This is a genomic window from Micromonospora sp. NPDC049004, assembly GCF_040649315.1.
In the GTDB taxonomy this organism is placed as follows: domain Bacteria; phylum Actinomycetota; class Actinomycetes; order Mycobacteriales; family Micromonosporaceae; genus Micromonospora.
On record NZ_JBEZFG010000004.1, the window covers coordinates 247733 to 273450 of the forward strand.

At 72.0% G+C, this 25718-nt stretch carries 23 protein-coding genes; 19 read left to right on the plus strand and 4 right to left on the minus strand.

The genetic code is table 11. The features are described from left to right. Nucleotides 1-159: 159 nt before the first annotated feature. From AB0B97_RS14475 to AB0B97_RS14485, 3 genes are all read left to right on the plus strand, one after another. On the plus strand, nucleotides 160-915 hold the full coding sequence (locus tag AB0B97_RS14475) for a G5 domain-containing protein (RefSeq protein WP_357494280.1): 756 nt from the start codon (nucleotides 160-162) through the stop codon (nucleotides 913-915). 208 nt (nucleotides 916-1123) lie between these two features. Next, a complete protein-coding gene (locus tag AB0B97_RS14480) occupies nucleotides 1124-1987 on the plus strand; it encodes a DUF559 domain-containing protein (RefSeq protein ID WP_357493768.1) in 864 nt (287 codons plus the stop codon). A 182-nt stretch (nucleotides 1988-2169) separates the two neighbouring features. Beyond that, a complete protein-coding gene (locus AB0B97_RS14485; RefSeq protein WP_357493770.1) occupies nucleotides 2170-2835 on the plus strand; it encodes a hypothetical protein in 666 nt (221 codons plus the stop codon). A gap of 38 nt (nucleotides 2836-2873) precedes the next feature. Here the strand turns inward: AB0B97_RS14485 and gabT are convergent, their stop codons facing one another. Continuing rightward, nucleotides 2874-4145 carry a 4-aminobutyrate--2-oxoglutarate transaminase gene (gene gabT, locus AB0B97_RS14490; RefSeq protein ID WP_357493772.1) on the minus strand — a complete coding sequence of 424 codons (1272 nt, stop codon included), beginning with the start codon at nucleotides 4143-4145 and terminating at the stop codon, nucleotides 2874-2876. Between the two features lie 3 nt (nucleotides 4146-4148). Then, complete coding sequence (locus AB0B97_RS14495) at nucleotides 4149-5585, minus strand: gamma-aminobutyraldehyde dehydrogenase (protein WP_234587727.1); 1437 nt, start codon at nucleotides 5583-5585, stop codon at nucleotides 4149-4151. Nucleotides 5586-5726: 141 nt separating this feature from the next. On the opposite strand from AB0B97_RS14495, the gene AB0B97_RS14500 reads away from it, so the two are divergent. Continuing rightward, nucleotides 5727-7166, plus strand: coding sequence for an aldehyde dehydrogenase family protein (locus AB0B97_RS14500; protein ID WP_357493775.1), 1440 nt, complete (start codon nucleotides 5727-5729; stop codon nucleotides 7164-7166). 23 nt (nucleotides 7167-7189) lie between these two features. Here the strand turns inward: AB0B97_RS14500 and AB0B97_RS14505 are convergent, their stop codons facing one another. Beyond that, complete coding sequence (locus AB0B97_RS14505; protein WP_357493777.1) at nucleotides 7190-8437, minus strand: SUKH-3 domain-containing protein; 1248 nt, start codon at nucleotides 8435-8437, stop codon at nucleotides 7190-7192. A 78-nt stretch (nucleotides 8438-8515) separates the two neighbouring features. Here AB0B97_RS14505 and AB0B97_RS14510 point away from each other — a divergent pair, with 78 nt between their 5' ends. The 14 genes from AB0B97_RS14510 to ahcY all read left to right on the plus strand — a co-directional run bounded on the left by AB0B97_RS14510 (nucleotide 8516) and on the right by ahcY (nucleotide 24040). After that, on the plus strand, nucleotides 8516-8938 hold the full coding sequence (locus tag AB0B97_RS14510) for a YbaB/EbfC family nucleoid-associated protein (RefSeq protein ID WP_357493779.1): 423 nt from the start codon (nucleotides 8516-8518) through the stop codon (nucleotides 8936-8938). Further along, the gene (locus tag AB0B97_RS14515; RefSeq protein WP_234587722.1) at nucleotides 8935-9267 is read left to right on the plus strand and encodes a hypothetical protein; all 333 of its coding nucleotides are present in this window, start codon (nucleotides 8935-8937) and stop codon (nucleotides 9265-9267) included. Before AB0B97_RS14510 ends, AB0B97_RS14515 begins: the two co-directional genes overlap by 4 nt. Before the next feature lie 16 nt (nucleotides 9268-9283). Beyond that, a complete protein-coding gene (locus tag AB0B97_RS14520; RefSeq protein ID WP_357493781.1) occupies nucleotides 9284-13399 on the plus strand; it encodes a toxin glutamine deamidase domain-containing protein in 4116 nt (1371 codons plus the stop codon). Then, entirely contained in the window at nucleotides 13371-13661 is a 291-nt protein-coding gene (locus AB0B97_RS14525; protein WP_357493783.1) for a hypothetical protein, read from the plus strand. The genes AB0B97_RS14520 and AB0B97_RS14525 overlap by 29 nt, the downstream gene beginning before the upstream one ends. A gap of 140 nt (nucleotides 13662-13801) precedes the next feature. Further along, on the plus strand, nucleotides 13802-14395 hold the full coding sequence (locus AB0B97_RS14530) for a DinB family protein (RefSeq protein WP_357493785.1): 594 nt from the start codon (nucleotides 13802-13804) through the stop codon (nucleotides 14393-14395). Then, the gene (locus AB0B97_RS14535) at nucleotides 14395-15051 is read left to right on the plus strand and encodes a tetratricopeptide repeat protein (RefSeq protein ID WP_357493787.1); all 657 of its coding nucleotides are present in this window, start codon (nucleotides 14395-14397) and stop codon (nucleotides 15049-15051) included. Before AB0B97_RS14530 ends, AB0B97_RS14535 begins: the two co-directional genes overlap by 1 nt. 240 nt (nucleotides 15052-15291) lie before the next feature. Continuing rightward, nucleotides 15292-15984 (plus strand): deoxyribonuclease V, encoded by a 693-nt coding sequence (nfi, locus tag AB0B97_RS14540; protein WP_357493789.1) that lies wholly within the window; start codon nucleotides 15292-15294, stop codon nucleotides 15982-15984. A 104-nt stretch (nucleotides 15985-16088) separates the two neighbouring features. After that, entirely contained in the window at nucleotides 16089-17147 is a 1059-nt protein-coding gene (locus AB0B97_RS14545) for a hypothetical protein (RefSeq protein ID WP_357493791.1), read from the plus strand. A gap of 69 nt (nucleotides 17148-17216) precedes the next feature. After that, complete coding sequence (locus AB0B97_RS14550; protein ID WP_357493793.1) at nucleotides 17217-18602, plus strand: phosphomannomutase/phosphoglucomutase; 1386 nt, start codon at nucleotides 17217-17219, stop codon at nucleotides 18600-18602. 61 nt (nucleotides 18603-18663) lie between these two features. Continuing rightward, nucleotides 18664-18849, plus strand: coding sequence for a Trm112 family protein (locus AB0B97_RS14555; RefSeq protein ID WP_007455824.1), 186 nt, complete (start codon nucleotides 18664-18666; stop codon nucleotides 18847-18849). Next, the gene (locus AB0B97_RS14560) at nucleotides 18846-20042 is read left to right on the plus strand and encodes an SIS domain-containing protein (RefSeq protein WP_234587712.1); all 1197 of its coding nucleotides are present in this window, start codon (nucleotides 18846-18848) and stop codon (nucleotides 20040-20042) included. The genes AB0B97_RS14555 and AB0B97_RS14560 overlap by 4 nt, the downstream gene beginning before the upstream one ends. 58 nt (nucleotides 20043-20100) lie before the next feature. Next, complete coding sequence (locus tag AB0B97_RS14565) at nucleotides 20101-21108, plus strand: cation diffusion facilitator family transporter (protein ID WP_234587710.1); 1008 nt, start codon at nucleotides 20101-20103, stop codon at nucleotides 21106-21108. Between the two features lie 4 nt (nucleotides 21109-21112). Then, on the plus strand, nucleotides 21113-22276 hold the full coding sequence (gene manA / locus AB0B97_RS14570) for a mannose-6-phosphate isomerase, class I (protein WP_357493796.1): 1164 nt from the start codon (nucleotides 21113-21115) through the stop codon (nucleotides 22274-22276). 264 nt (nucleotides 22277-22540) lie between these two features. Then, nucleotides 22541-24040 carry an adenosylhomocysteinase gene (gene ahcY, locus AB0B97_RS14575; RefSeq protein WP_234587706.1) on the plus strand — a complete coding sequence of 500 codons (1500 nt, stop codon included), beginning with the start codon at nucleotides 22541-22543 and terminating at the stop codon, nucleotides 24038-24040. A 330-nt stretch (nucleotides 24041-24370) separates the two neighbouring features. Here ahcY and AB0B97_RS14580 read toward each other — a convergent pair whose 3' ends face one another. Further along, nucleotides 24371-24517, minus strand: coding sequence for a hypothetical protein (locus tag AB0B97_RS14580; protein WP_234587704.1), 147 nt, complete (start codon nucleotides 24515-24517; stop codon nucleotides 24371-24373). A gap of 169 nt (nucleotides 24518-24686) precedes the next feature. Here AB0B97_RS14580 and efeU point away from each other — a divergent pair, with 169 nt between their 5' ends. Continuing rightward, the gene (gene efeU, locus AB0B97_RS14585) at nucleotides 24687-25694 is read left to right on the plus strand and encodes an iron uptake transporter permease EfeU (RefSeq protein WP_357493799.1); all 1008 of its coding nucleotides are present in this window, start codon (nucleotides 24687-24689) and stop codon (nucleotides 25692-25694) included. Nucleotides 25695-25718 lie beyond the last annotated feature (24 nt).

Below are 25718 nucleotides of genomic sequence, written 5' to 3' on the forward strand. Positions count from 1 at the left end.
CCCACGGACCGGTCGACCGGCCGACCCGCCATCGACGGAGAACTGTCGGCGGCCAAGGCTGCTCCCGCCGATGATCCGCCGGCGGGCGAACGGAGCAGGCGACCGGCGCGACGGTGGATATTTCCGGTAGTACTTGCGACGACACTCATCGTCGTGACGATGCAACCACCGACCGGGCCTGCGTACCCACCGCCGTACGGCCCCGGACCTCAGCCGCCCGCCGCCCCGAACTGGTTCCGCCGCGCCAGCCCAGGCCGCCGCGTCGCCGTGATCCTCGGCTCGGTGGCGCTCTCCGTCCTGCTGCTCTGCTGCGCCGGCACCGCCATCGTCAGCGCGCTGGGTGGCGAGCCGGAACCCAAGCGCACCGGCACGGCGGCCGAAGAGGCGCAGCGACCCATCGTGGCCGCCCCCGCCGAGCCCACGCAGGAGGCTCCCGCGCAGGCGCAGTCGCCGGAGGCCGCGCCCTCCGCCACGCCGGCGCCCACCCCCTCGGGTGCCGCACCCTCGCCCGTGGTACGGGTGACGACCGTGACGGAGCGGGCCACGATCCGGCACGGTCAGCGCACCGTCAAGGACGCGTCCCTGGCCGAAGGCAAGCGGGTCGTCCGCACCAAGGGCGTCGACGGCGTCCGCACGCTGACCTACCAGGTGACCACCACCGACGGCGTGCAGACCGGCAAGAAGCTGGTCAAGTCCACCGTGACGAAGCAACCGGTGACCGAGGTGGTAGCCGTCGGCACCAAGAAGAAGTCGAACTGCGACCCGAACTACAGCCCCTGCGTCCCGATCGCCAGCGACGTGGACTGCCTTCCCGGCTCCGGAAACGGACCCGCCTACGTCCGCGGGACCGTCAAAGTCATCGGCACCGACATCTACGACCTGGACCGCGACAACGACGGCTACGGCTGCGACTAGCCCTCCGCCCACAGCCCTCCGCCCTCCCGCGCCGATCTTGCACTTTCTGTCCCCGCATTACGCTCCAATCGGGCATATCTGCGACAGAAAGTGCAAGATCGGCGGAGGGAGGGGTGGGGGTAGCACTGGGAGGGGTGGTTTGGGGGTTTTCCACAGGGCTGATTGTTTTCCACAGGTGGGACGCCGGGGGTCTCGTTGAGGGTCCGGGGTGGCCAGCCTGCTCGGTATGGCTACTCAGTTGTGGCGGACGGACGCGTTGGTGCGGGACCTCACCATCAGACGAATCCGTACCCGGCTCGGTCGTGAGGAACTGCTTCGAGTCCGAAGGGGCGTCTATGCCGACCAGCCCTGCGACGAGGATGACGAACTGCGTGCGCTGATGCTGCGCCTCCCCGACGAGGCCATGCTGGCGAGGCAGAGTGCTGCCCGCAGACACGGCTTCGGCGTTCTGCGGGAAGACCTGGTACATGTCCAGCTGCCTGCCTCGGTGCCGAAGCCGCGCCTGCCCGGCGTCGTCGTGCACCGGACGGTGCTACCCGTTCGACCGGTCCTGGTCAGGGGCCTGCCCTGTGTCCCCGCGGCCCGCTGCGCCGTCGACCTGGCGCGTGTCGCCCGGCGGCTCGACGCCCTGCCGGTGCTCGACGCGGCGCTCCGGTCGGGCGTGGTGAGCCAGGATGATCTGCTGGCGGAGGTTTCGGCCCACGCTGCCCTGCGGGGCGTCCGGCAAGCCCGGAGTCTCATCGCGTTGGCGGACGGTCGGGCCGAGTGTCGGCAGGAAAGCCAACTGCGACTGATCCTGATCGACGGCGGGCTTCCACCGCCCGAGCCGCAACTGTGGGTCACCGACCGGTTCGGGATCCGCCTCTACCGGCTCGACCTGGGGTACCGGGAGAGGCGAGTTGGCGTTGAGTACGACGGACTGTCGCACCTGGACCGCGATCGTCTCCGCCATGACCGCGAGCGGGTCAACTGGTTGGATGCGGCCGGCTGGCGTATGCGCTACTTCACCGACCGCGACCTCTACCGCCGCCCCCACCACGTAATAGCCACCGTCCGAACGGCCCTGTCCTAACCCCCAACCCGCCGATCTTGCACTTTCTGTCCTGACCAATGACCACAACAGCGACATTTGAGCGACACAAAGTGCAAGATCGGCGGGGGTTGGGGCGGCGGGAGGGCGGGGCTGGTGAACGGTTTTGGGGTGCTTTCCGTATCAGGCGGTGAAGGACACCACCGAGGACGGGAGTGACGGCGATGAGGGTGCAGCGCAGGCACGTGCTGGCGGCGACCGTGGCGGTGCTCGCCGCGGCGGGCGTGGCGGTGGGGACCGGGTTCGGGTTCGCCGATACCGCTCCGGCACGGTCGTCCGTCTGCTCCGGATCGGTCACGTTCTCGGCGGAGGCCGGGGCGCCGGCGGCTACCAGCGACCGGTTCCCGGTGGGCACGCGGTTGCGGGTGACGAACCTGGACAACAACCGTACGGCCACGGTGACGGTGACCGGCCCGTCGGGCAGTTGTGTGCTGCTCAACTCCGCCGCCATGGAGCTGGTTCGCGAGCCGGGCAAGAACGTGATCCGCCGCAACGTGGTGGAGAAGCTGGAGGGCGCGGTGGCCCAGCCTGCCCCGGGTTCGGTCCGTCCGGGTGCCGCCTCGCCCGGCGTGCCGGGCCCGCCGCCCCGTTCGGCCTGCTCCGGCGCGATCACCTTCTTCGCCGAGAACGCCGCGCCGGCGGCGACCAGCGGGCAGTTCCCGGTCGGTACGCGGCTGCGGGTGACCAACCTGGACAACAACCGGGCCACCACCGTGACGGTGACCGGCCCGTCGGGCAGTTGTGTGCTGCTCAACACCGCCGCCATGGACCAGATCCGCGAGCCGGGGAAGAACCTGGTCCGCAACAACACCGTCGAGGTTCTGCGCTGACGTGAGTGGAGGGGCCCGACGTGGGCCCCTCCACACGGTCAGCCGAACGCCGCGTCGAGGATGTCGGCGCCGCGGGCGAGGTGCTCGTCGGAGATCACCAACGGCGGCAGGAAGCGCAGCACGTTGCCGTACGTGCCGCAGGTCAGGGTGAGCAGGCCGGCGGCGTGGCACGCGGCCGAGATGGCCGCCGTGGCGGTCGGGTCGGGGACGAGGGAGCCGGGCTGGACCAGTTCCACCGCGAGCATCGCGCCGCGCCCGCGTACCTCGGCGATGCGCGGGTCCCGCTCGGCGATGGCGCGGAGCCGGGGCGCCAGCACGGACTCGATCCGGCGGGCCGCGCCGGCGAGGTCCAGCTCATGCATGGTCTCGATGGTGGCCAGCGCGGCGGCGCAGGCGATCGGGTTGCCGCCGTACGTGCCGCCGAGCCCGCCGACGTGCACCGCGTCCATCAGCTCGGCCCGACCGGTCACCGCAGCGAGGGGCAGGCCGCCGGCGATGCCCTTGGCCAGCGTGACCAGGTCCGGTTCGACGCCCTCGTGCTGGCAGGCGAACCAGTCGCCGGTACGGCAGAAGCCGGTCTGGATCTCGTCGGCGACGAAGACCACCCCGGCCGCCGTCGCCCAGTCGCGCAGCGCCGGCAGGAAACCCGGCGCTGGTACGACGAAACCGCCCTCGCCCTGGATCGGTTCGATGAGCAGCGCGGCGACGTTCTCCGCGCCGACCTGCTTCTCGACCATCTCGATCGCCCGTGCGGCCGCCTCGGCGCCGGAGAGCCGGCCGTCGCGCAGCGGGTACGACATCGGCACCCGGTAGATCTCCCCGGCGAACGGTCCGAACCGGTGCTTGTACGGCATGTTCTTCGCGGTCAACGCCATGGTCAGGTTGGTCCGGCCATGGTACGCGTGGTCGAACACCACCACCGCCGGTCGCCCGGTGGCGTGCCGCGCGATCTTGACGGCGTTCTCCACCGCCTCGGCCCCGGAGTTGAACAACGCCGAGCGCTTCTCGAACCCGCCCGGCGTCAGCGCGTTGAGCTGCTCGCACACCGCCACGTACGACTCGTACGGCGCGACCATGAAGCAGGTGTGGGTGAACCGTTCCACCTGCGCGCGGACCGCCTCGACCACCCTCGGCGCGGAGTTGCCGACGCTGGTGACGGCGATGCCGGCGGCGAAGTCGATCCACTCCCGGTCGTCGACGTCGGTGAGGGTGCCCCCGGATGCGGAGTCCACGTACGAGCCGATGACGCTGCCGACGCCCCGGGCGACGGCACCACTGCGACGCTTGTGCAGATCTTCCGAGGACGGCATGGCTCAGCCCTCGATGTTGTGCATGACGTGCTTGATCCGGGTGTAGTCCTCCAGGCTGTAGACCGAGAGGTCCTTGCCGTGCCCGGAGTGCTTGAAACCGCCGTGCGGCATCTCCGAGACGAACGGGATGTGCGTGTTCACCCAGACGCAGCCGAAGTCGAGCCGTCGCGTCATCCGCATCGCCCGCCCGTGGTCGCGCGTCCAGACCGACGCCGACAGGCCGTAGTCGACGCCGTTGGCCCAGCGCACCGCCTCGTCCTCGTCGGAGAAGCGCTGCACGGTGATGACCGGCCCGAACACCTCGTCCTGGATGATCTCGTCGGCCTGGCGCAGGCCGGAGACCACCGTCGGCGCGTAGAAGTAGCCGCGCTCACCCTGCCGGGATCCCCCGGTCTGGATCGCCGCGTGGTCGGGCAGCCGGTCCACGAAGCCACTGACCCGGGCGAGCTGGTTGGCGTTGTTCAGCGGGCCGTAGAGCACGTCCGAGTCGTCAGGTGCGCCGGTCTTCGTGTTGCGGGCCTGTTCGGCGAGCGCTGCCACGAAGTCGTCGTGGATGCCCGGCCCGGCCAGCACCCGGGTCGCCGCCGTGCAGTCCTGACCGGCGTTGAAGTAGCCGCCCAGCGCGATGGCCTCGGCCGCCGCCGCCACGTCCGCGTCGTCGAAGATCACCACCGGGGCCTTGCCGCCCAGCTCCAGGTGGGTGCGCTTCAGGTCGGTGGCCGCCGCGGCGGCCACCTCCATGCCCGCGCGGGTCGAGCCGGTGATCGACACGAGCTGTGGGGTCGGGTGCGACACGAGGGTACGACCGGTGTCCCGGTCACCGCAGACCACGTTGAACACACCCGGCGGGAAGAACTCGGCGGCGATCTCGGCGAGCAGCAGCGTCGACACCGGCGTGGTGTCCGACGGCTTGAGCACCACGGTGTTGCCGGCCGCGAGTGCCGGGGCGATCTTCCACACCGCCATCATCAGCGGGTAGTTCCACGGGGTCACCTGGGCGCAGACCCCGATCGGCTCGCGCCGCACGTACGAGGTGTGCCCGGCCAGGTACTCGCCGGCGGAGCGCCCCTCCAGCAGGCGGGCGGCCCCGGCGAAGAACCGGAACTGGTCCACCGCCGGCGGCAGCTCCTCCTCGGCGGTGAGCTGGCGCGGCTTGCCGGTGTTGCGGACCTCGGCGTCCACCAGGTCGGCCGCGCGGGCCTCCACGGCGTCGGCGAGCCTGAGCATCGCCTTCTGCCGCTCGGCCGGGGTGACCTCCCGCCAGCTCTCGAACGCGGTGGCGGCGGCGGTCATCGCCGCGTCGACGTCGGCAGCCCCGGAGACCGGCGCCTGGGCGAACACCTCGCCGGTGCAGGGGTCGACCAGATCGGCGTACCCGCCGTCGGCCGGTTCGACGTAGGAGCCGTTGACGAAGTTGCGCAGCTGCTGCTGGTCACTCATGACGGGATCACTCCGAGGGGCCGGGGATGCGGTGTGCGGCGGTTATCGCAATCTTCCTGCCATCTTCGCTACTGAATTCGCGGCAGACAAGGGATACGGCGACTGTTTCCGTCGGCCGTTGTCTCGTCTACGCTGCACGGCGTGGAGCCCGCTGACTTCTTCGTCGCCTCCCGTCCCGCCTCCGGCGAGGGCGAGCTGACCGTCCACCATCCGTACGACGGCCGGGCGGTGGGGCGTACCACATTTGCCACCCCTGACCAGGTCGACGCCGCCGTCGCGGCCGCGGCCGGTGTGGCCGCGCAGGCCGCGGCCCTGCCCGCGCACGCCCGCGCGGCGGCCCTGGACCACGTGTCGCGGCGGCTCGCCGAGCGTGCCGACGAGATCGCGGCGCTGATCACCGCCGAGAACGGCAAGCCGGTGAAGTGGGCGCGCGCCGAGGTTGGGCGGGCGGTGTCCACCTTCCGGTGGGCCGCCGAGGAGGCCCGGCGCTTCTCCGGGGAGCTGCAACGCCTCGACACCGACCCGGCGGCCTCCGGGCGGATCGCCCTGGTCCGGCGGGTGCCGAGGGGGCCGGTGCTCGGCATCGCACCGTTCAACTTCCCGCTCAACCTGGTCGCCCACAAGGTCGCGCCCGCCATCGCGGTCGGTGCGCCGATCATCGTCAAGCCGGCCCCGGCCACGCCGCTGTCCGCGCTGCTGCTCGGCGAACTGCTGGCCGAGACCGACCTCCCCGCCGGCATGTTCTCCGTGCTGCCGCTGCCCAACGACCGCGCCGCCGAACTGGTCGCCGACCCCCGGCTGCCGGTCGTGTCGTTCACCGGGTCGGGGCCGGTCGGCGCGGCCATCCGCCGCCAGGTGCCGGACAAGCACGTGACGTTGGAGCTGGGTGGCAACGCGGCGGCGGTGCTCTGCGCGGATTGGACCGCCGACGAGGACCTGGACTTCGCCGCGCAGCGCATCGCCACGTTCGCCAACTACCAGGCCGGCCAGTCGTGCATCGCCGTGCAACGCGTGTACGTGCACCACGCGCTGCACGCCGACTTCCTGCCCCGGCTGGTCGCGGCGGTACGCGCCCTGCGCACCGGAGATCCCGCCTCGGAGTTGACCGACGTCGGGCCGATGGTGTCGAAGGAGGCGGCCCGCCGGGTCGAGACGTGGGTGGCGGAGGCGGTCGCGGCCGGCGCCACAGTCGAGGTGGGCGGCGTGCGCGACGGCGCCACGTACCCCCCGACCGTCCTCAGCGGCGTGCCGGCCGACGCCAAGGTCGTCGCCGAGGAGGTGTTCGGGCCGGTGCTCGTGGTCACCCCGGTCGCCGACGACCAGGCCGCGTTCGCCGCGGTCAACGACTCGGCGTACGGGTTGCAGGCCGGCGTGTTCACCCGGCGCCTGGACGTGGCCTTCGCCGCCGCGCGGACGCTGGAGGTGGGCGGCGTGATCGTCGGCGACGTGCCGTCGTACCGGGCCGACCAGATGCCGTACGGCGGGGTGAAGGGCAGCGGCGTCGGCCGGGAGGGGCTGCGCAGCGCGATGGACGACTACACCGAGGCGCGGGTCATGGTGCTGACCGGGCTGGCGCTCTAGGGCCAGTTCTTACGAAACAGGCCCTAGCTCGGGTCGGCCGGCCAGGTGCCGTCGTCGCCGACCCGGGCGGGCGCGCGGCCGAGCAGCAACGTGGTGAGCGCGGCGTCGATGGTGTCGCCGAGGAACCACTCGCCGGCCTGGTCGAGGGCGAAGACCCGGCCGCGCTCGTCGACGGCGAGGATGCTGTCCTGCTGCTCGGTGCCGATCGGAAAGAGTCGTACGCCGAGCACCGCGCCGAAGTCCGCGAGGGTGTCGGCGGTGTGCGCGATGGCGTGCGGGCGGATGTCGAAGCGCGAGATCCACACCTGCGCGCCCGGGCCCCGCCGCGCGCCGACCAGGCTGGGGAACGCGGTCAGCGCCTCCACTGCGGCGGGAAAGACCTCGTGCCGGTGGACGGCCCCCGGCACGGCGGTGACATCCCGCACGCCGGCGGCGGCCATGATCTGGTCACCGATGTGCGGTCGCCAGCCCGCCGCCACCAGCGCGTTGGCCACCTCGGGTGGAAAGCGGCCCGGGTCCGGGTCCGGCTCCGCCGGTGCGAGCCACGTCTCGGTGTAGGCCCGCGCCGACTCCGGCAGCATGTTGGCGCTGACGAGAAACGAGACGCACGAGTCGCAGGGTCGCTCGGCGGCGCCACCGGCCGGGTCACCCGGCTCGCGGATCCGGAAGATCTCGAAGCGCGCCGCCCCCAGCAGGGCACCCGCCTCGGCCCGCCCCATCGGCGCGATGCCGTCGGCGGCCCGACGGTGGTCGTACTCGTGCAGCACGTCGGAGACCACGATCAACTCGGCGTGACACTCGACGCCGCGGACCAGCTCGCCCGGGGGTTGCTCGTCCAGGTAGCCACGGACGAGCGGGTGGTGGTTCAGCGCGACCGCGCCCTTCGTCCCCTGGGCCGTCCAGATGCGACCGTCGAGGGTCAGGTGCGCCACCGTGTTCGGCGTCGGGGCTCGACGGATTTCCCGGATCAGCAGGCTCGACGCGTCGACGGTGCGGGGGGCGGTCGGCCCGCTGGGCTGACTGCGCCGGTACAGATCCGCCACGACCTCGCTGGGCACACGCGGCCAGGTGGTGACCTTCCCGGTCCGCCTGTCGATGACTGTCGTCGGCAGATCGCCGGGAATCGCCCGCACCCCGTTCGACACGATCGAGGTGACGACGAAACCGAGGTCGAACTCGTCGACCACCGGAGTGCACTCGTGGCCGAGGCGCTGCGAATCCCGCCTCGCCCACGCGGAAGCGAGCTGCTCGGCCTGCTGACGGTCGATCACACATCGAAACTACCGGACTACACGAATCGATGGCGGCCGGTATGGTCTCGGATACCGACGGTGACGGGAGGAGCGGCGGTGAGCGAACGCGTGGACCGGGACGCCAATCGCGAGCTACGAGCCCGATTCGACGACGTGTACGGCCAGTATCAGCAGCTCAGGTCCGGTCTGGACACTCTGCAGGCGCGACTCGCGCAACTGCGGGTGACCCGCCGCTCGCCGGACGGCCACGTCACGGCGACCGTCGGCGCGCAGGGTCAGTTGGTCGAGGTCGTCCTGGCTCCGGCGATCTACCGGGACCGCGACGCGGAGGCGCTGAGCCGGAAAGTTACCGAAACGGTCCACGCTGCCGTGGCCGCCGCCACGCAGGCCACCCAGGACCTGGTCGCCGACACCATGCCGGCCGGCGCCGGCTCGGCGGACTTCCTGCGTACCGGCGATTTCGGCGCGTTGCTCGGCCGCGCCGACGCCATGCTCCGCCGCGGCGAGGGGCCGGCATGACCGACGGTCAGCTGTGGCTCGACGCGTCCCGGGCCCGGCGCGGTGGCGCCGACCTGGCCCTGTCCGGCGAGGCGGTGACGGCCAGCCGGGCAGCCGAGGGCGGTGAGATCGAGGCCGCCAGCGGCGCCCGCCCGTGGGGGCGGGACGACATCGGCGCCGCGTTCGAGCGGAACTACCGGGGCATCGAGCAGACCGTGCTGCGCGCCTGGGCGGGTGTCGGGCAGCGGCTCACCGAGCTGGGCGCCGACGTGGTCAGCGCCGTCGACGCGAGCGTGCAGACCGACCAGAGCAGCGCCGCCCGGCTCGACCGGGCCGCCGACCAGCGCTGACGGCGGGTCGATCCGGATGAGCGTGCTGCCCAGCCCGATCCCGCACCCGCTGGACTACGCGCCCTGGGACGTCCCCGGCTGGATCTACGAGGCCCTCGACTGGGCGGTAGGCGTGCAGTGGCCCGAGGGGAACGAACGGGCCGTCTGGGACGTCGCCGACCGGTGGTACGCGGTAGCCGGCGTCCTCGCCGGTCCGCACGCCGACGCCGCCGCGGCCGCCACCGAGGTACGCAGCGGATACGGCGGTGTCGGAGCCGTCGACGCCGCGTTCGAGGCGGCCTGGCGTGGGATCGCCGAGGGCGATGACGCGCCCCTGCCGGTGCTCCTCGCGGTCACCGCCGACCTCGGCCGACTGGTCGAGGAGTGCGGCTGCGACATCGAGGGCGCCAAGCTCGAAGTCTGGATCGAGCTGGGCATCCTCGTCATCGAGCTGCTCTCGGTGGCGGTGGCGGCGCTGCTCACCGCGGGTGCCGCATCCCCGGCCGCCGGTGCGGCCATCACCGCCACCCGGCTGCTGATCCAGCAGATCTTCAAGCGTCTCATGGGCCAGCTGGCGAGCAAGGCGCTGCGGCGCGGGCTCAAGGAGGCCGGCGAGCGCGCCGCCAAGGAGATCGCCAAGGGTGGCGTGCGCGGCCTCGCCAAGCGAGCCACCCGGGAAGGTCTGGAGGAGGCGGCCGAGGAGTCCGGGATCAGCCTGGCCACCCAGGCGTACCAGAACTCCACGGGCCGGGTGCGCGGCGTGGACCTGACCGACCTGGGCGCGTCGGCGGTCGGCGGGCTCGCCGGGGGAGCGGTCGCGCCGCTGGCCGGCCTGGGCCGCCACGCGACCGGCCGCGCCGCGCGCATCGGCGAGCACCTGGGTCGGGAGATGACCGGCGAGATGTTCGCCGAGAGCGCCGCCAGCGTCGCCACCGGGCAGGGCCTGACCTCGGTGGAGGACGCGGTACGCGCCGCCGCGTCCGGTGCCACCGGATCGGCGACCGGGCAGACCGACCACGCCCTGCAGGCCCGGCTGCACGCGCAGGCCAACGCCCTCGCCGGAGCGGCCTTCACCGGACAGTCCCTTCCGATCCCCGCCGCGCCTTCGATGGATGCCCCGCCCCCGGAACTCACGGCGTCCTCGCCGGTGCCTCCGGCGTCGCCGGCCGCGTCCGCCCCGGGGCCTGGGGCGGCGGATGGCGTCCACCACGCGGGGGTGGACGTTGTCGGGTCGCCGGTGCCGGCAGCACCCGACGCGACGTCGTCAGGCGTCGGGCACGGCACGAGTCCGGCGCTCTCCGCTGTCGCGGCGGACCCCACGCTCTCCGCTGTCGCGGCCGATCCCATGCTCTCGGCAGTCGCGGCCGATCCCATGCTCTCGGCAGTCGCGGCCGATCCCGTGCTGTCGGCGGTCACCGCGCCCGTGGCCGGTGCCGTTGATCCGACCGGCGGGCCGGTGGCGGGTGCCGGGCCGACGGAGGGTGGCGGGCCGGCGCTCGGCGCGTCGCAGGGGATCGCCTCGGGTGCGGTCACCCCGGGCACCAACGGGACGGTTGCCGTGTCTCCGTCGACCGGCCCGTCGTCGGCGTCCGTCCCTCTGACGACCGGCCCGTCGTCGGCGTCCGTGCCTCTGACGACCGGCCCGTCCTCGGCTTTCGGACCTCTGTCGACCGGCCCGTCGGCGGGGGGCGTTTCCTCGTCGGCGGCCGCGAGCACGGTGGGGCTGGCGCCGCCTGTCGCGTCCGCTGGTTCCGCCTCGACAGTCGCCCCCGGTACGGCTTTTCCACCCACCTCCACCGGTACGACGCCCGATGCCGGCGGCCGGCCCGGTGGGGTCGTGACCGGGACGGGCGGTGGCACGGTCCCCGGTGCCGCGGTGGGCCGGCACGCCGCGCCCATGCGATTGCCGACGCGGGAAGCGCCCGCGCCGGCCCGCGTACCCCGTCAACGGGCCCGCGGCCGGGCCTCAGTTCCCGTCGACGTGCTGGCGTTCGGCGATCCGTCGGTGTCCGTGGCCGAGAACGACGGGTACGCCGCCCGGTGGGTGGCCGAGGCGGAGGCTGCCGAGCGGCGGCGCTACCAGGGCCACTACGAGTCGCAGCGCACCGGCTTCGAGAACAATCGCCGGCAGGCCGAGGCCGCCCGTATGCGGACCCGCGCGGCGGAGCACGACCGCAGGGCTGTCGAGTACGCGAGCTACGCCCGACAGTTGCACCAGGCGGGGCACCGGCAGTGGGCCGACGGCTGGCAGCGGGCCGCGAACGCCGAGACACGCGCGTACGCCCAATGGCGTGACCTGGCCGACGACGTGCTGGCGGGCATCAGGGCGCCGGCAGTAGTGGACATCGCCGAGGGCGCGTTCGCGTACGCCAACAACGATGTGGGCGCGCTCGCGCTGGGTGCGGTGGAGACCGCCGGCCCGTCCCGGCTCACCGGCGACGACGTACCCCCGCCGATCGACGACTCCCGGCCGTACGGGCAGCCGGGCGGGCTCCGGCCTCCGCTCGCCCTGCACCAGGTCGACGTCGAACGGCAGATGCCCCGCGACCTCGACGGCGCTGTCAGGCGTACCGCAGACCCCCGCCGGGGCGGCTGGTTCCGCCTCCTGAACGACGGCGGCCCCCAGGCGGACGCCACCCGGGGCATCAACTGCCTCGACTGCACCCTGTCGCTCTTCGAAACCTGGGTGCACGGGCGGCCGCGGGTGTCCGCGCCGCGCACCTTCGACGGCTACCTGAACGGCGACACCCGACGTCCGATCCGCGGTGAGGCGGGTGGTCCGGGCCGGGTGGAGGACGTGACCGGCGGCCGTTTCCAGCGCGTCCTCGCCCCGCCGTCGGGCCAATGGGCACACCCGGCGCAGGCGCGGCAGGCCGCCGACCGGGGGTACGCCAACCTGCACGACCAACTGCTGCTGGGCGGCCACGGCAGCTATGCGTTCCTGATCACCGAGTGGGCGGGCGGCGGCTCGCACGCCTGGGTGGCGCTCAACCAGAACGGCACGGTGCTCTACGTCGACCCGCAGACCGGCCTCGTCCGAGACCGACCGCTCTACCCGGACGTGGTCGGCATCGACGCACTCGTGCTGGGCGGAGACGGCCGGCCGATGCCGCTCGGCGGGCTGCCCCGAGGCCGGTTCAGTGAACGTCCCGACCTGCCGACCCACCCACCGGCGTACGACGACGGCGGCCACGGCGACCCGTACATCAACCGCATGCACCTGCTGCTGGACGGGCCGGGCTCGGTGCCCGATGCCCCGAGTGGGTCGCCCGATCCGGGTCAGGACATGGGGGATCCACGTCGGTCGACGTCCGATCTCGCGCAGCTCACGCCCGGCGAGTTGGCCTCGCTGACGGGGCTGCGCGACCGAGCTCTGGCTGCCGCCGACAGTGTCGAGGATGCGTTGGCTCAGGTCGGACGGAGCGTGACCGGCGCGCTCGACCTCACTGATCCGATCCGGCTCCGGGACCGAGAGTTTCGGGTCAAAGGGCTGGAATCCCTGGCGCGGAAGTACGTCGAGGAGGGGCGCATAGCCCCGACCGATGTCACTGACTTCGTGCAGAGCGTCAATGACGCACTAAGATTCTGCCTCGAGATGCCGTCGGGCGAGCACTACAGCAAGGCCGTTGACTTGGTCCTCGCCGGCCTGGTCGACGCAGGCTTCTCGGTTCCGACTTCAGACTGCAAGAACTTCTGGCGGCGGGGCAATCGATTTTACGGATTGAATTGCACCCTTCGTGCTCCGGACGGGATGCTGATCGAGTTGCAGATGCACACGCCCGTCTCGCGGGAAGCCTGGCTGGCGACCCATGACGAGTATGAAGTTCTGCGGCGTTCGTCGAATGGTCCGGAACACCGAGTTGGTGCGCTTCTGCGGATGCTCGCCGCGAATCGAGCGCGCAGTCTGCCGGATTCCCTCCCCGACGGGCTCGATTTGCGTTTCCCCGCCAAGGACGCCAGCTTCGCAAAGTGGATCAGTAAAAACGTTGACGTCTGGCACGAGTACCAGGCCTGGCTGGTTCGGCAGGAGACGAGTTTTGCGCAGGTTGTGCAAGAGCTGAGACTAGGACCTGGCGACTTTCCCGTAGCCCCCCGAGTGGCCGAAGAGTTGGAGCATGAGGTTGTTGAGCTACTACGTGATCTACCGGATTGATGGGCAGGGGCCGCCGGCAGGTCTCTTCGTCATGGATGCGGGTCTCGGCCAAGCTGTTCTCTGGGACCATCGCGCTCGGACGTGGGCCTACGATCCCGGACTCGTAGTGCGTTTCCTTGATGACTATCGCAACGTGGACCGCTACAAGAACGTGAGCCGGGCTGTCGCTGAGGAAGTGGCGGCGACAGTCACCGACGGCGAGAGCTTGCCGGACGAAGATTCAATCCGCGCCATGTTCGGGGACGGCGGCGGTGAGCGCTGAGGCCGACACGTTTTCCAGGCCCCAAAGGCCCCTACGTCCTCCGGCCACCGGCGCTGCTGATCAGGGCAGGCTGCTGGCCAGGACAGGCTGGTGGGCGCGGACGGTTGCCGAGGTGGACGGGTATCGACAAGAGTCGCCGTATGGCTGACGCACGCGCCGACGCGGCGACCTCCGACGGCGAACCCACGCGGACCTTCGGTTGGTCGTACCTGTTCGTTCATCCGGACGATGACCCGCGCTCGGATGGCAACTTCGCCGACGAGCGGACGGTGCTCGTCGAGTATCTGCGCGACCAGCGCCTGACGTTCGAGCTCAAGTGTGACGGCCTGGACGCCGAGCAGTTGGCCCGGCGGGCGGTGCCGCCGTCGACGATGTCACTGCTCGGTCTGATCCGGCATCTGGCCGAAGTGGAGCGTGGCTGGTTCCGCAGGACGATGGCGGGGCAGGTCGCGCCCAAGTTGTACTGCTCGGACGACGATCCCGACGGCGACTTCGACGGCGCGGTGGCCGACCCGGTCGTGGTGGACGAGGCGTACCGGGCGTGGCGTACGGAGGTCGAGTTCTCCGAGCGGTTCGTCGCCGAGGCGGCGGATCTGGACGTGCAGGGGCGGCAGCGGGAGGGCAACGTCATCGTGCTCCGCAGGCTGCTGGTGCACATGATCGAGGAGTATGCGCGGCACAATGGCCACGCCGATCTCCTGCGCGAGCGTATCGATGGAAGGGTGGGTCAGTGATGGCTGAAGGGTTCGACATCCGATTGACGCGGGCGCAGGAGCGCTACGAGCAGGCAGTCTTCGGCGGCGACGCGAAGTCGTTGGACGAGGCGGAGCGTGATCTGGTGGCGTTGGAGGCGGACACGGCGCTGGCCCGGGGTCGGCTCCTGCACGCGCGCTTCCTGGAGACCGGTGCGGAGGACGCCGCCGAGCTGTCGCTCTTCGAGCGGGCGGCGCAGCTCTACCGCGAGCTGGGTGACCCTCGCGGCGAGGGGGAGTCGCTGTTCTGGGTGGGCACGGTCCACCAGGTGATCCGCGGGGACCAGGCGGCGGCCGACCCGGCCTTCGCATGGGCGCGTGAGCTGGCGACCGAGGCGGGCGACGAGCTGACCCTGTCGTACGTGCTGCGGCACCTCTGCTTCGGTGAGCAGGCAGCCGGTCGGGTCGACGCGGCGCGGGGATTGCTGGAGGAGTCGACGCGGTTGCGCCGGAAGCTGTCGTTCACCCCGGGGGTCGCGGCGAATCTGATCGGGCTGGCGGACCTGGCGGCGACCGACGGTGACCGGGACGCCGCGCGTGGCCTGCTCGACGAGGCTGCCTCCCTGGCCACCGGCAGCGGTGCGCACGGTGTTGCCCGGTGGGTCGAGGAGGCCCGCGACGAGCTGAAACTCGCCTGACAGCGGTCGGGCGGGCACGTTCCGGGGTCTGGACGGTCGGTCCGGGCCGGAGATCCGGCGCCGGCGCGGCGAACCGTGCGACGGCGGTCCACGTGGTCGGTGGTGCGGATTGGCATCGCGACACACTCACCGACGGGGCTTCGCCGAGGATGATCGACTCGACATCGCCGATAGTGGGGTGTCCGAGGCCGTGGGATGCCCCGATATCGCCGAAACCGAGTGGATCAAGGGTGAGTGCTCATGACGCCGGGTCTGGGGCTCGCGCCGCGCACGGTGGCGGAGGCGGTGGCCGTACAGGAGGAGTTGCGGCCGCTCGTCGACCTGGTCGGGCCGGGTCCGGCCGCGCCCGCGACGGTGGCCGGCCTGGACGTCGCGTACGACGAGAGCGGTGACCTCCTCGCGGCGGCCGTGACCGTGCTGGACGCCCGGACGCTGGCCGTGGTGGATTCCGCGGTCAGCGTGGGCCGGCCGTCGTTCGGTTACGTGCCGGGGCTGTTCGCCTTCCGCGAGCTGCCGGCTCTGCTCGCCGCCCTGGACACGTTGACGACGATGCCGGACCTGCTCGTCTGCGACGGGCACGGTGTGGCTCATCCGCGCCGGTTCGGGCTCGCCTGTCACCTCGGGGTGGTCACCGGCCTGCCGGCGATCGGCGTGGGCAAGACGCCGCTGGTCGGCGAGTGGGATCCACCGGCCGCCGAGCGGGGTGCCTGGTCGGCGCTGCGCGACGGGGGTGAGGTCGTGGGTCGGGTGCTGCGGACCCGGGACGGCGTGAAGCCGGTCTTCGTGAGCGTCGGGCACCGGATGAGCCTGGACAACGCGACAGCGCAGGTGCTCGCGTTGGCGCCGCGCTACCGCCTGCCCGAGACGACCCGTACCGCCGACCGGCTCTGCCGTGCCGCCCTCGCCGGGAGCACACGTCCGGGTCGGTCGTAAACCGTAACGCCGCACACATGCGGGCCGCTCTATGACAGGTGGCGGGGGTGGCCCGGTAGTAGCCTGGCCGCGAACCCCACCCGGGGAGGAACGGTGAGGTGATCATGACGGTGCGTCGACGCGCGGCACGGCTCGCGACGGTCTGCGGTCTGCTGGTCGGCCTGGTGATGCTCGGTGCGTCACCCGCGCTGGCCGACGACGACTCGGTCCGTGTGGGGTCGGCCAGCAGCTTCGCCGCCGGGGGCTCGGCCCAGGGGGTGAACGTCGCGGTGCGCAAGCGCTCCGGCGGCTGCGTCCTGCTGCGTACCGCCCTGGGTCTGAGCCTTGAGGGTCTCCAGCCGAACCAGGTGGCGGTCCAGGTGAACGTGGGCGGGCGTTGGGTCCCGGTGGCTGTCGGTGGCGGTGGCGGCAACGTCGAGACCGGGCAGACCGCACCGGCGAAGCCGATCCTGTGCAAGGGCAAGGGCATCACCATGCGGTATCGGGTGGCGTTCGGCGCCGACGCGCCGGGCGGTCAGCTCCGCGTGACAGGTGTGGGTCTCACCGCGGCCGGCCAGCAGTTGGGGCACGGCATCGACGCGGCGAAGGTCACCGGGCGGCTCTCCGCGCCGCCCACGCCGACGCCGTCGAAGAAGCCGACCCCGACCCCCAGCCCCACCGAGGTCGCGGCGGCCAGCGAGGTGGTGAACCCGGCCGCGCAGGGCCCGACGTCCGCCGCTCCCAGCGTGACCGCGGTGGCCGCCGAGTCCGGCGGAGGGTCACTGATCATGTTCTTCGGCATCGCGATGGTGGCGGTCGGCCTGCTGCTCATCGTGCTGCTGGTGCGCCGGTCCCGGCAGGACCGCACGTCGTCCGACGATCCCGGCCCGCTGCCGGGCAACCCCGGTGGCACCACCTACCGCTCCGGCGGTGGGTCACCGGCCGTGCCCGTGCAACCCGGCTCGGTGTACGGCCAGCAGCCGCCGGCCGCCGGCCAGGTGCCCCCGCCGCGTCCCGCCGGCGGAGGGGTCTACGGGGCGCGACCCGTGATGCCGACCCCGGACGCCACGCAACCGATGCCGGGTGCCCCGGCTGCTCCGGGTGCCCGATCGCTGCCCGGTGACCCGCCCGAGCCGCCCGACGGGGGCGATCACACCGTGTTCATGCCCCGGCTCCCCGGCTGAGCGGGGCCGGGCCGGGCCGCTCCGATACGCTCAGGTTCGTTGGGAACCTGCGGCCAAGGAGCGGAACTAGTGTCTGATCTGTCCCAGATCGTGAAGGCGTACGACGTCCGAGGGACGGTGCCGGACCAGTGGGACGAACGGGTCGCCGAGGCGCTCGGGGCCGCATTCACCCAGCTGCTCAACACCACTGACGAGCCCGGCGACGCGGTCGTCGTCGGGTACGACATGCGGGCCACCTCGCCCGGCCTGGCCGCCGCCTTCGCCGCGGGCGTACGCGCAGAGGGGCGCTCGGTGATCGAGATCGGCCTCGCCTCCACCGACCTGCTCTACTTCGCCTCCGGTTCGCTCGACCTGCCCGGCGCGATGTTCACTGCCAGTCACAACCCGGCGCAGTACAACGGCATCAAGATGTGCCGCTCCGGGGCCCGGCCGATCGGCCAGGACAGCGGGCTGGCGGAGATCCGGGAACGGGGGCAGGCCCTGCTGGACTCGGGGGCGTCGCGCCCGGCGGGCGAGCCGACCCGGCCGGCCGAGCGTCGTGACCTGCTTCCCGACTACGCCGCGTACCTGCGCAAGCTGGTCGACCTCTCCGGCATCCGGCCGCTGAAGGTGGTTGTCGACGCCGGCAACGGGATGGGTGGCTTCACCGTCCCCACCGTGCTCGGCGACGCCGCCCTGTCGGCCCTGCCGTTGGAGATCGTGCCGCTCTACTTCGAGCTGGACGGCACCTTCCCCAACCACGAGGCGAACCCGCTGGACCCGGCGAACCTGGTCGACCTCCAGCGCGCGGTGGTCGAGCACGGGGCCGACATCGGCCTGGCCTTCGACGGGGACGCCGATCGGTGTTTCGTGGTGGACGAGCGCGGCGAGCCGGTCTCGCCGTCGGCGATCACCGCGCTGGTCGCGGCACGCGAGCTGGCCAAGCACCCGGGCTCCACGGTGATCCACGGCCTGATCACCTCCAGCGCCGTCGCGGAGATCATCCGTGAGCACGGCGGGGAGCCGGTGGTCGCCCGGGTGGGGCACTCCTTCATCAAGGCGGAGATGGCCCGCACCAACGCCGTCTTCGGCGGCGAGCACTCCGCGCACTACTACTTCCGGGACTTCTGGTTCGCCGACACCGGAATGCTCGCCGCGATGCACACCCTGGCCGCCCTGGGCGAGCAGTCGCTGCCGCTGTCCGTGCTGGCTGGCGAGTACGAGCGCTACGTCGCCTCCGGCGAGATCAACTCGACGGTCTCCGACCAGGGCGCGGCGGTGGCCGAGGTGCGTGCCGCGTACCCGGACGCGGCGGCCGACGAGATGGACGGGCTGACGCTGCGTTTTCCCGACGGCGCCTGGTTCAATCTGCGTGCCTCCAACACCGAGCCGCTGCTGCGGCTCAACGTCGAGGCGCCCACCCGCGAGCGGATGGTCTCGCTGCGGGACGAGGTGCTCGACCGCGTTCGCCGATAAGATCGCCTGCGCCGGTCGGCACCGCCGCCGGTGACCCCGCACTCGTGGAAGGAGCCGCGCCATGGCCCTGGATCCGCAGTTGCTCGAGATCCTCGCCTGCCCGGACACGCACCACGCCCCGCTGACCTACGACGCGGAGGCGCAGACGTTGACCTGCACGGAGTGCGGCCGGATCTTCGAGGTCCGCGACGACGTGCCGGTGCTGCTGCTCGACGAGGCGCGCGGCGGCCCCGGACAGCAGTCATGATCGACGGTACGGCTGGGGTCAGTGGGCGTCGCGACGCCGACGAGGCCCTGCTCGACAACCCGGACGCGCTGGCCGAGCACGACCCGGGCGGCATGCTGCGGCACACCGCGTCGGCCGGCGCCCAGGTGCGGGAGAGCGCGGCGTTGGCCGCCGAGGCGAACCTCGCGGTGCTCGCCGACGACGGGCGTCCCCGGGCTGTGGTGATCGCCGGCATCGGCACCGCCGGGCGTACCGGTGACGTGCTGGCCACTGTCGCCGGGCCGCGCTGCCCGGTGCCGATCATCGGGCACCGCAGCGCGGGCGTACCCGGTTGGGTGGGCGCTGCCGACGTGGTGATCGCGGTGAGCGCGTCCGGTCGGAGCCCGGAGGCGTTGGGCGCCGCCGAGGCCGCGCACCGTCGCGGCGCCCGGCTGGTCGCCGTGGGCGCACCGGACTCGCAGCTGCAGTCGGTGGCCGAGCGGGCCCGCGCGCCGTTCATCCCGGTGCCGCGACGCGCGCCGGCCCGGGCCAGTCTCTGGGCGCTCACCGTGCCGGTCCTGCTCGCCGCGCGTTCGCTCGGGTTGGTGAAGGTCAACGAGGCGGACCTGGCGGAGACGGCGGCCCGGCTCGACGCGGACGCCGACCGCTGCCGCTCCGCCGCCGAGTCGTTCGTCAACCCCGCCAAGTCGCTGGCGCTGGGCCTGGCCGGCTCGATCCCGATCGTGTGGGGCTCGTCCCCGCTGGCCACCGTGGCGGCCCGCCGCTTCGGCGACACCCTGTCCGCCAACGCCCGCTACCCGGTGGTCACCGGGGCGCTCGGCGAGGCCGGGCGGGGCCGGGTCGGGCTGCTGGACGGCGTCTTCGGCGGCCTGGCCGAGGGGGAGCGGGACATCTTCGCCGACCCGGCGGAGGACGACGGCGAAGGCACCCGGCTGCGGCTGGTCCTGCTGCGCGACGGCGGCCTCAACGCCGAGGACGACACGGATGAGCCGCTCGCCGTCGAGGAGCGCCGCGCGGACGCGGTGCAGACCCTCGCGGAGCGCCGTGGTGTGCGCTGCGACGTGGTGACCGCCGAGGGTGGTTCGGCTCTGGAGCGGCTGGCCTCGCTGATCGCCGTCCCGGATTTCGCCTCGATCTATCTTGCACTGGCACACGGATTGGACCCGATGGCCGTCCCGGCCATCACCGAGATGAAGGAGCTGTCGAACCAGTGAACGAACGTAGGCGGCGGCGCGTCACGTACGTCACCACGACGCGAAGCGGAGTGGCGGCGTGAGCGCGAACGGCGGGACGAAAGCGATCGTCGCCGCCCTGCTGGCCAACATCGGCATCGCCGTCACCAAGTTCATCGCGTTCCTGCTCTCCGGGTCCTCGTCGATGCTGGCCGAGGCGGTCCACTCGGTCGCCGACTCCGGCAACCAGGGTCTGCTGCTGCTCGGCGGGAAGCGGGCGAAGCGCGCGGCCACCCCGGAACACCCGTTCGGGTACGGCCGGGAGCGCTACATCTACGCGTTCATCGTGTCGATCGTGCTGTTCAGCATCGGCGGCCTGTTCGCCCTCTACGAGGCGTACCACAAGTGGTCGCACGCGGAGGGCATCACCGAGTGGCAGTGGCTCCCGGTGGTGGTGCTGCTGGCGGCGATCGCCATGGAGTCGGTCTCCTTCCGGACGGCAATCAAGGAGTCGAACCAGATCCGGGGCAACCAGTCCTGGGTGCGTTTCATCCGACGGGCAAAGGCGCCGGAACTGCCGGTGGTGCTCCTGGAGGACTTCGGCGCGCTTATCGGTCTGGTCTTCGCGCTCTTCGGCGTCGGCATGACGCTGATCACCGGCAACGGCAGGTGGGACGCCGCCGGCACCGCGATGATCGGCATCCTGCTGGTGCTCATCGCCATCGTGCTGGCCATCGAGACCAAAAGCCTGCTGCTCGGTGAGGGTGCAGAGCAGCAGGACCTGACCGCCATCGAACGGGCCATCACCGAAGGCCCCGAGGTGGAGCGGATCATCCACATGAAGACGCTCTACCTGGGCCCGGAAGAGCTGATGGTGGCCGCGAAGATCGGCGTGCCGGCCTACGAGAGCGCCCAGGAGCTGGCCCGGGGCATCAACGCCGTGGAGGCGCGGATCCGTACGGCCGTGCCGATCGCCCGGGTGATCTACCTGGAGCCGGACATCTACAGCGCCGCCGCCGCGGCAGCCGGCACGGGCGCCGCCGCCGACACCGCCGTACCGCAGCCCGAGGACGTGTCGGGCGAGGCGGTCGGGCGGTCCGGGGGCTGAGACGGTGGAACCGCTGTACGGACCGATCCGGGACTACGCCTGGGGGTCCCGCTCAGCCATCGCCATGCTGCAGGGTCGGCCGGTGCCCAGCGCCGGCCCGGAGGCGGAGCTGTGGCTGGGCGCCCACCCGGGCGCCCCGGCCAGCGTGGAGCGTGCCGGCCTGCGGGTGAGCCTCTGTGACCTGGTGCGCGACGAGCCGGGGCAGTGGCTGGGCCCGCGGGTGGCCGACCGGTTCGGCACCCGGTTGCCCTTCCTGCTCAAGGTGCTCGCCGCCGACGCGCCGCTGAGCCTGCAGGCCCACCCGGACGCCGAGCAGGCCCGGGCGGGTTTCGCGGCGGAGGCGGGCCGCCCCGCGGCCGAGCGCAACTACTCCGACCCGCACCACAAGCCGGAGTTGCTGGTCGCGCTCACGCCGTTCGAGGCGCTGTGCGGTTTCCGGGATCCGGCGGAGTCGGCCGAGGCGCTCGCCGCGTTCGGCGTACCGGCGTTGGGGCCGGTTGTCGACGCGCTGCGGGCCGGTCCGGCGGGGCTGCGCACGGCGGTGCGGACACTGCTCGGCTGGCCGGTCGCCGAGCGCGACGGGCTGCTGCGGGCCGCAGTGGCGTCGTCGGCCGACGGGCCCGACGCGGACCTGGCCCGCCGGCTGGCGGTCGCCTATCCGGCCGACCCGGGCGTGCTGGTGGCGCTGCTGCTGCACCACCTGTGGCTGGAGCCGGGGGAGGCGATCTGGATGCCCGCGGGCAACCTGCACGCGTACCTGAGCGGCTGCGGCGTGGAGATCATGGCGGCCAGCGACAACGTGCTGCGCGGCGGCTTCACCCCGAAGCGGGTGGACGTCGACGAGCTGCTGCGGGTGCTGCGTTTCGAGGTGCTCGACGATCCGGTACGCGCCGCGCAGTCGGTCGCCCCGGGCGTGGACTGCTGGCCGGTGCCTGTGGACGACTTCGCGCTGCACCGGGTGCGGGTCGGCGCGGCCGTGCCGGAGGTCATCCTGGCGTTGCCCGGCCCCCGGGTGGTGCTCTGCGGTGCGGGCTCGGTCACTGTCGACGACGGTGCGGGCGCGCTGACGCTGGCCTCCGGCCAGGCGGCGATCGGCACCGCGGCCGGCGGGCCGCTGCGGATCAGCGGTGACGGTGAGGCGTACGTGGCGACGTCGGGGCTGCGCTGAGCCCGACACAAGTCCGACTTTCCCGGAATAGCTTGACTCGCCCCTGGCTGAGTGTGACTCTATGAGTACGCAGCGTTATCGCGACGACGGTCCGGCAACGTGCGGGGAACCAAACCGGGGGGATGCACGGGGCGGGCGGAAGTGGGCAGCAGGTCTGTCCACCACCGACCGCCCCGTGCGCTGTCCGCAGCCCGTCCCCCGTCACCCGTCGCCGGCGCGCGTAAGGTGGAGGATCGGCGCAGACATCGTTCGACAGGAGCTTTCATGACCAGCACCCTCCCGGCGGCCGCCAGCGGTACGCCGTCCGAGGCCCGGCCGAGCACGCTCGCCGAGGGCGACTTCAAGGTGGCGGATCTGTCGCTCGCCGAGTTCGGGCGCAAGGAGATCCAGCTCGCCGAACACGAGATGCCCGGCCTGATGGCGATCCGGCGGGAGTTCGCCGAAGCGCAGCCGCTCGCCGGCGCGCGGATCACCGGGTCGCTGCACATGACCATCCAGACCGCCGTCCTGATCGAGACGCTGGTCGCCCTCGGCGCGCAGGTCCGCTGGGCGTCCTGCAACATCTTCTCCACCCAGGACCACGCCGCCGCCGCGATCGTCGTCGGCCCGAACGGCACCCCCGACGCTCCCGCCGGCGTCCCGGTGTACGCCTGGAAGGGCGAGACCCTTCCGGAGTACTGGTGGTGCACCGAGCAGGTGCTCGCCTGGCCGGACGGGCAGGGCCCGAACATGATCCTCGACGACGGCGGCGACGCCACCCTGCTGGTCCACAAGGGCGCCGAGTTCGAGAAGGCCGGCGTCGTGCCGCCGGTCGAGTCCGCCGACTCCGAGGAGTACGCGGTCATCCTCGAACTGCTGCACCGCTCGCTCGCCGAGGACGGCCAGCGCTGGACCCGGATCTCCGCCGGCATCAAGGGCGTCACCGAGGAGACCACCACCGGCGTGCACCGCCTCTACGAGATGCACCGCGCCGGCACGCTGCTCTTCCCGGCCATCAACGTCAACGACTCGGTGACCAAGAGCAAGTTCGACAACAAGTACGGCTGCCGCCACTCCCTGATCGACGGCATCAACCGGGCCACCGACGTGCTGATCGGCGGCAAGATGGCAGTCGTGATGGGCTACGGCGACGTGGGCAAGGGCTGCGCCGAGTCGCTGCGCGGCCAGGGCGCCCGGGTCGTGGTGACCGAGGTCGACCCGATCTGCGCGTTGCAGGCCGCGATGGACGGTTACCAGGTCGCCACCCTGGACGACGTGGTCGAGCAGGCCGACATCTTCATCACCGCCACGGGCTGCTTCGACGTCATCACCAACGAGCACATGGCCCGGATGAAGCACCAGGCCATCGTCGGCAACATCGGTCACTTCGACAACGAGATCGACATGGCCGGCCTGGCCAAGCGCTCCGACGTCGAGCGGATCAACATCAAGCCGCAGGTCGACCTGTGGCGCTTCGCCGACGGGCACGCCATCATCGTGCTGTCCGAGGGGCGTCTGCTGAACCTGGGCAACGCGACCGGGCACCCGAGCTTCGTCATGTCGAACTCGTTCGCCAACCAGACGATCGCCCAGATCGAGCTGTTCACCAAGACCGAGGAGTACCCGGTCGGCGTCTACGTGCTGCCCAAGCACCTGGACGAGAAGGTGGCCCGCCTGCACCTGGGCGCGCTCGGCGCCAAGCTGAGCACGCTCACCAAGGAGCAGGCCGCCTACCTGGGCGTCTCGCAGGAGGGTCCGTTCAAGCCGGACCACTACCGCTACTGATCGACATCTCTCCGAACCGGGTCGGCTGCTCGAAGCCGACCCGGTTCGTCGTTCCCGCCCCGCCCCACCCCGCCCCCGCCCTGTCCCGTCGCGTCCCGCCCCGCCCCGCGATCTTGCAGTTTCGGTCGGGGATTTGCGGCTCTCGCCCCGCTATGTCGCGACAGAAAGTGCAAGATCGCGGGGGACTGTGGGCGGGGAGACAGCAACTTCGGGGATGTTGCTGTCTCCCGCGCGTCTGACGCAGCGACATCCCTGAAACTGTGACGATCTTGGGCGCGGGGCGCGGGGCGCGGGGCGCGGGGCGCGGGGCGCGGGGCGCGGGGCGCGGGGTCAGCCGCGGCGGGTGGGGCGGAACCACGTCCAGGCGCACCAGGCCAGCCAGCCCAGGGACACGACGGTGGCCAGTGCCCGCAGGCGCAGTGCGCTGAGCAGCAGCACCACGGCGAGCACCGCCAACCACGGCAGGAAAGCCTTCACGGCAGGGATCCTCCCACGCTCGGACGGTTTCCGGTTCGTGGTGGGCCGTCGGAGACCAGGTCACAGCGAGAGTGAGCTTGTCATGAACGACTTGACGAGGTCCCGGAACTGGAGGAAGGTATGGCTGCCCTAAGTTAGCTGAGGCGTGCCTAACGAACACGGAGCCAGGATGTTCGCCACCTACCTGATCGGCCTGCGGGAGGGCCTGGAAGCGACCCTGGTGGTCAGCATCCTGGTCGCCTTCCTGGTGAAGTCGCAGCGCCGGGACCGGTTGCCGCAGGTGTGGGCGGGCGTTGGCCTCGCCGTGGCGCTGTCCGTGCTCTTCGGCTGGCTCATCGAGTACACCTCGACCTCGCTGCTGTCCCGCTCCGAGGACCGCGAGCTGTTCGAGGCGATCACCTCCGTCGCGGCCGTGGTGTTCGTCACCTGGATGATTTTCTGGATGCGCAAGGCGGCCCGCACCATCGCGGGCGAGCTGCGCGGCAGGCTCACCGAGGCGCTGGCCGTCGGGTCGCTCGCCGTCGCCGGCATGGCCTTCCTCGCGGTGATCCGCGAGGGCCTCGAAACCGCCCTGATCTTCTACTCCGCCGCCCAGGGCGCGGCCGGCGACAGTGGGCCGCTGCTCGCGCTGATCGGCGGCATCGTCACCGCCGTGGTGCTCGGCGTGCTGCTGTACGCCAGCGCCCTGCGGATCAACCTCAGCAAGTTCTTCACCTGGACCGGCGCCCTGTTGATCCTGGTCGCCGCCGGCATCCTCAAGTACGGCGTGCACGACTTCCAGGAGGCCGGTGTCCTGCCCGGCCTCAACGACCTGGCCTTCGACATCACCGGCGCGCTCGACCCGAGCACCTGGTACGCGGCGCTGCTGGCCGGGATGTTCAACGTGACCCCGGCGCCCACCGTGCTCGAGACGATCGCCTGGATCGGGTACGCCGTGCCCGTCCTGGTGCTCTTCCTGCGCCCGGCCCGGCGTACGCCAGCACCGGCCGCGGCCACCGCGGCGTCGGCTGCGCCCGCGGCGTCGGCACCCGCCGCGGCTTCGGCGCCCGCCGTCGCCACGTCGACGGCCGGGTCGACGTCTCCGGACGAAACGACCACCACCACCGTCACCGAGCGCGGGGCCGACACCGGCGCCGAGGCCGAGGCCGATGCGGCATCCGCGCCGCAGCGCGCCTGACCCCCACGAGGAGAGACAGCTCAG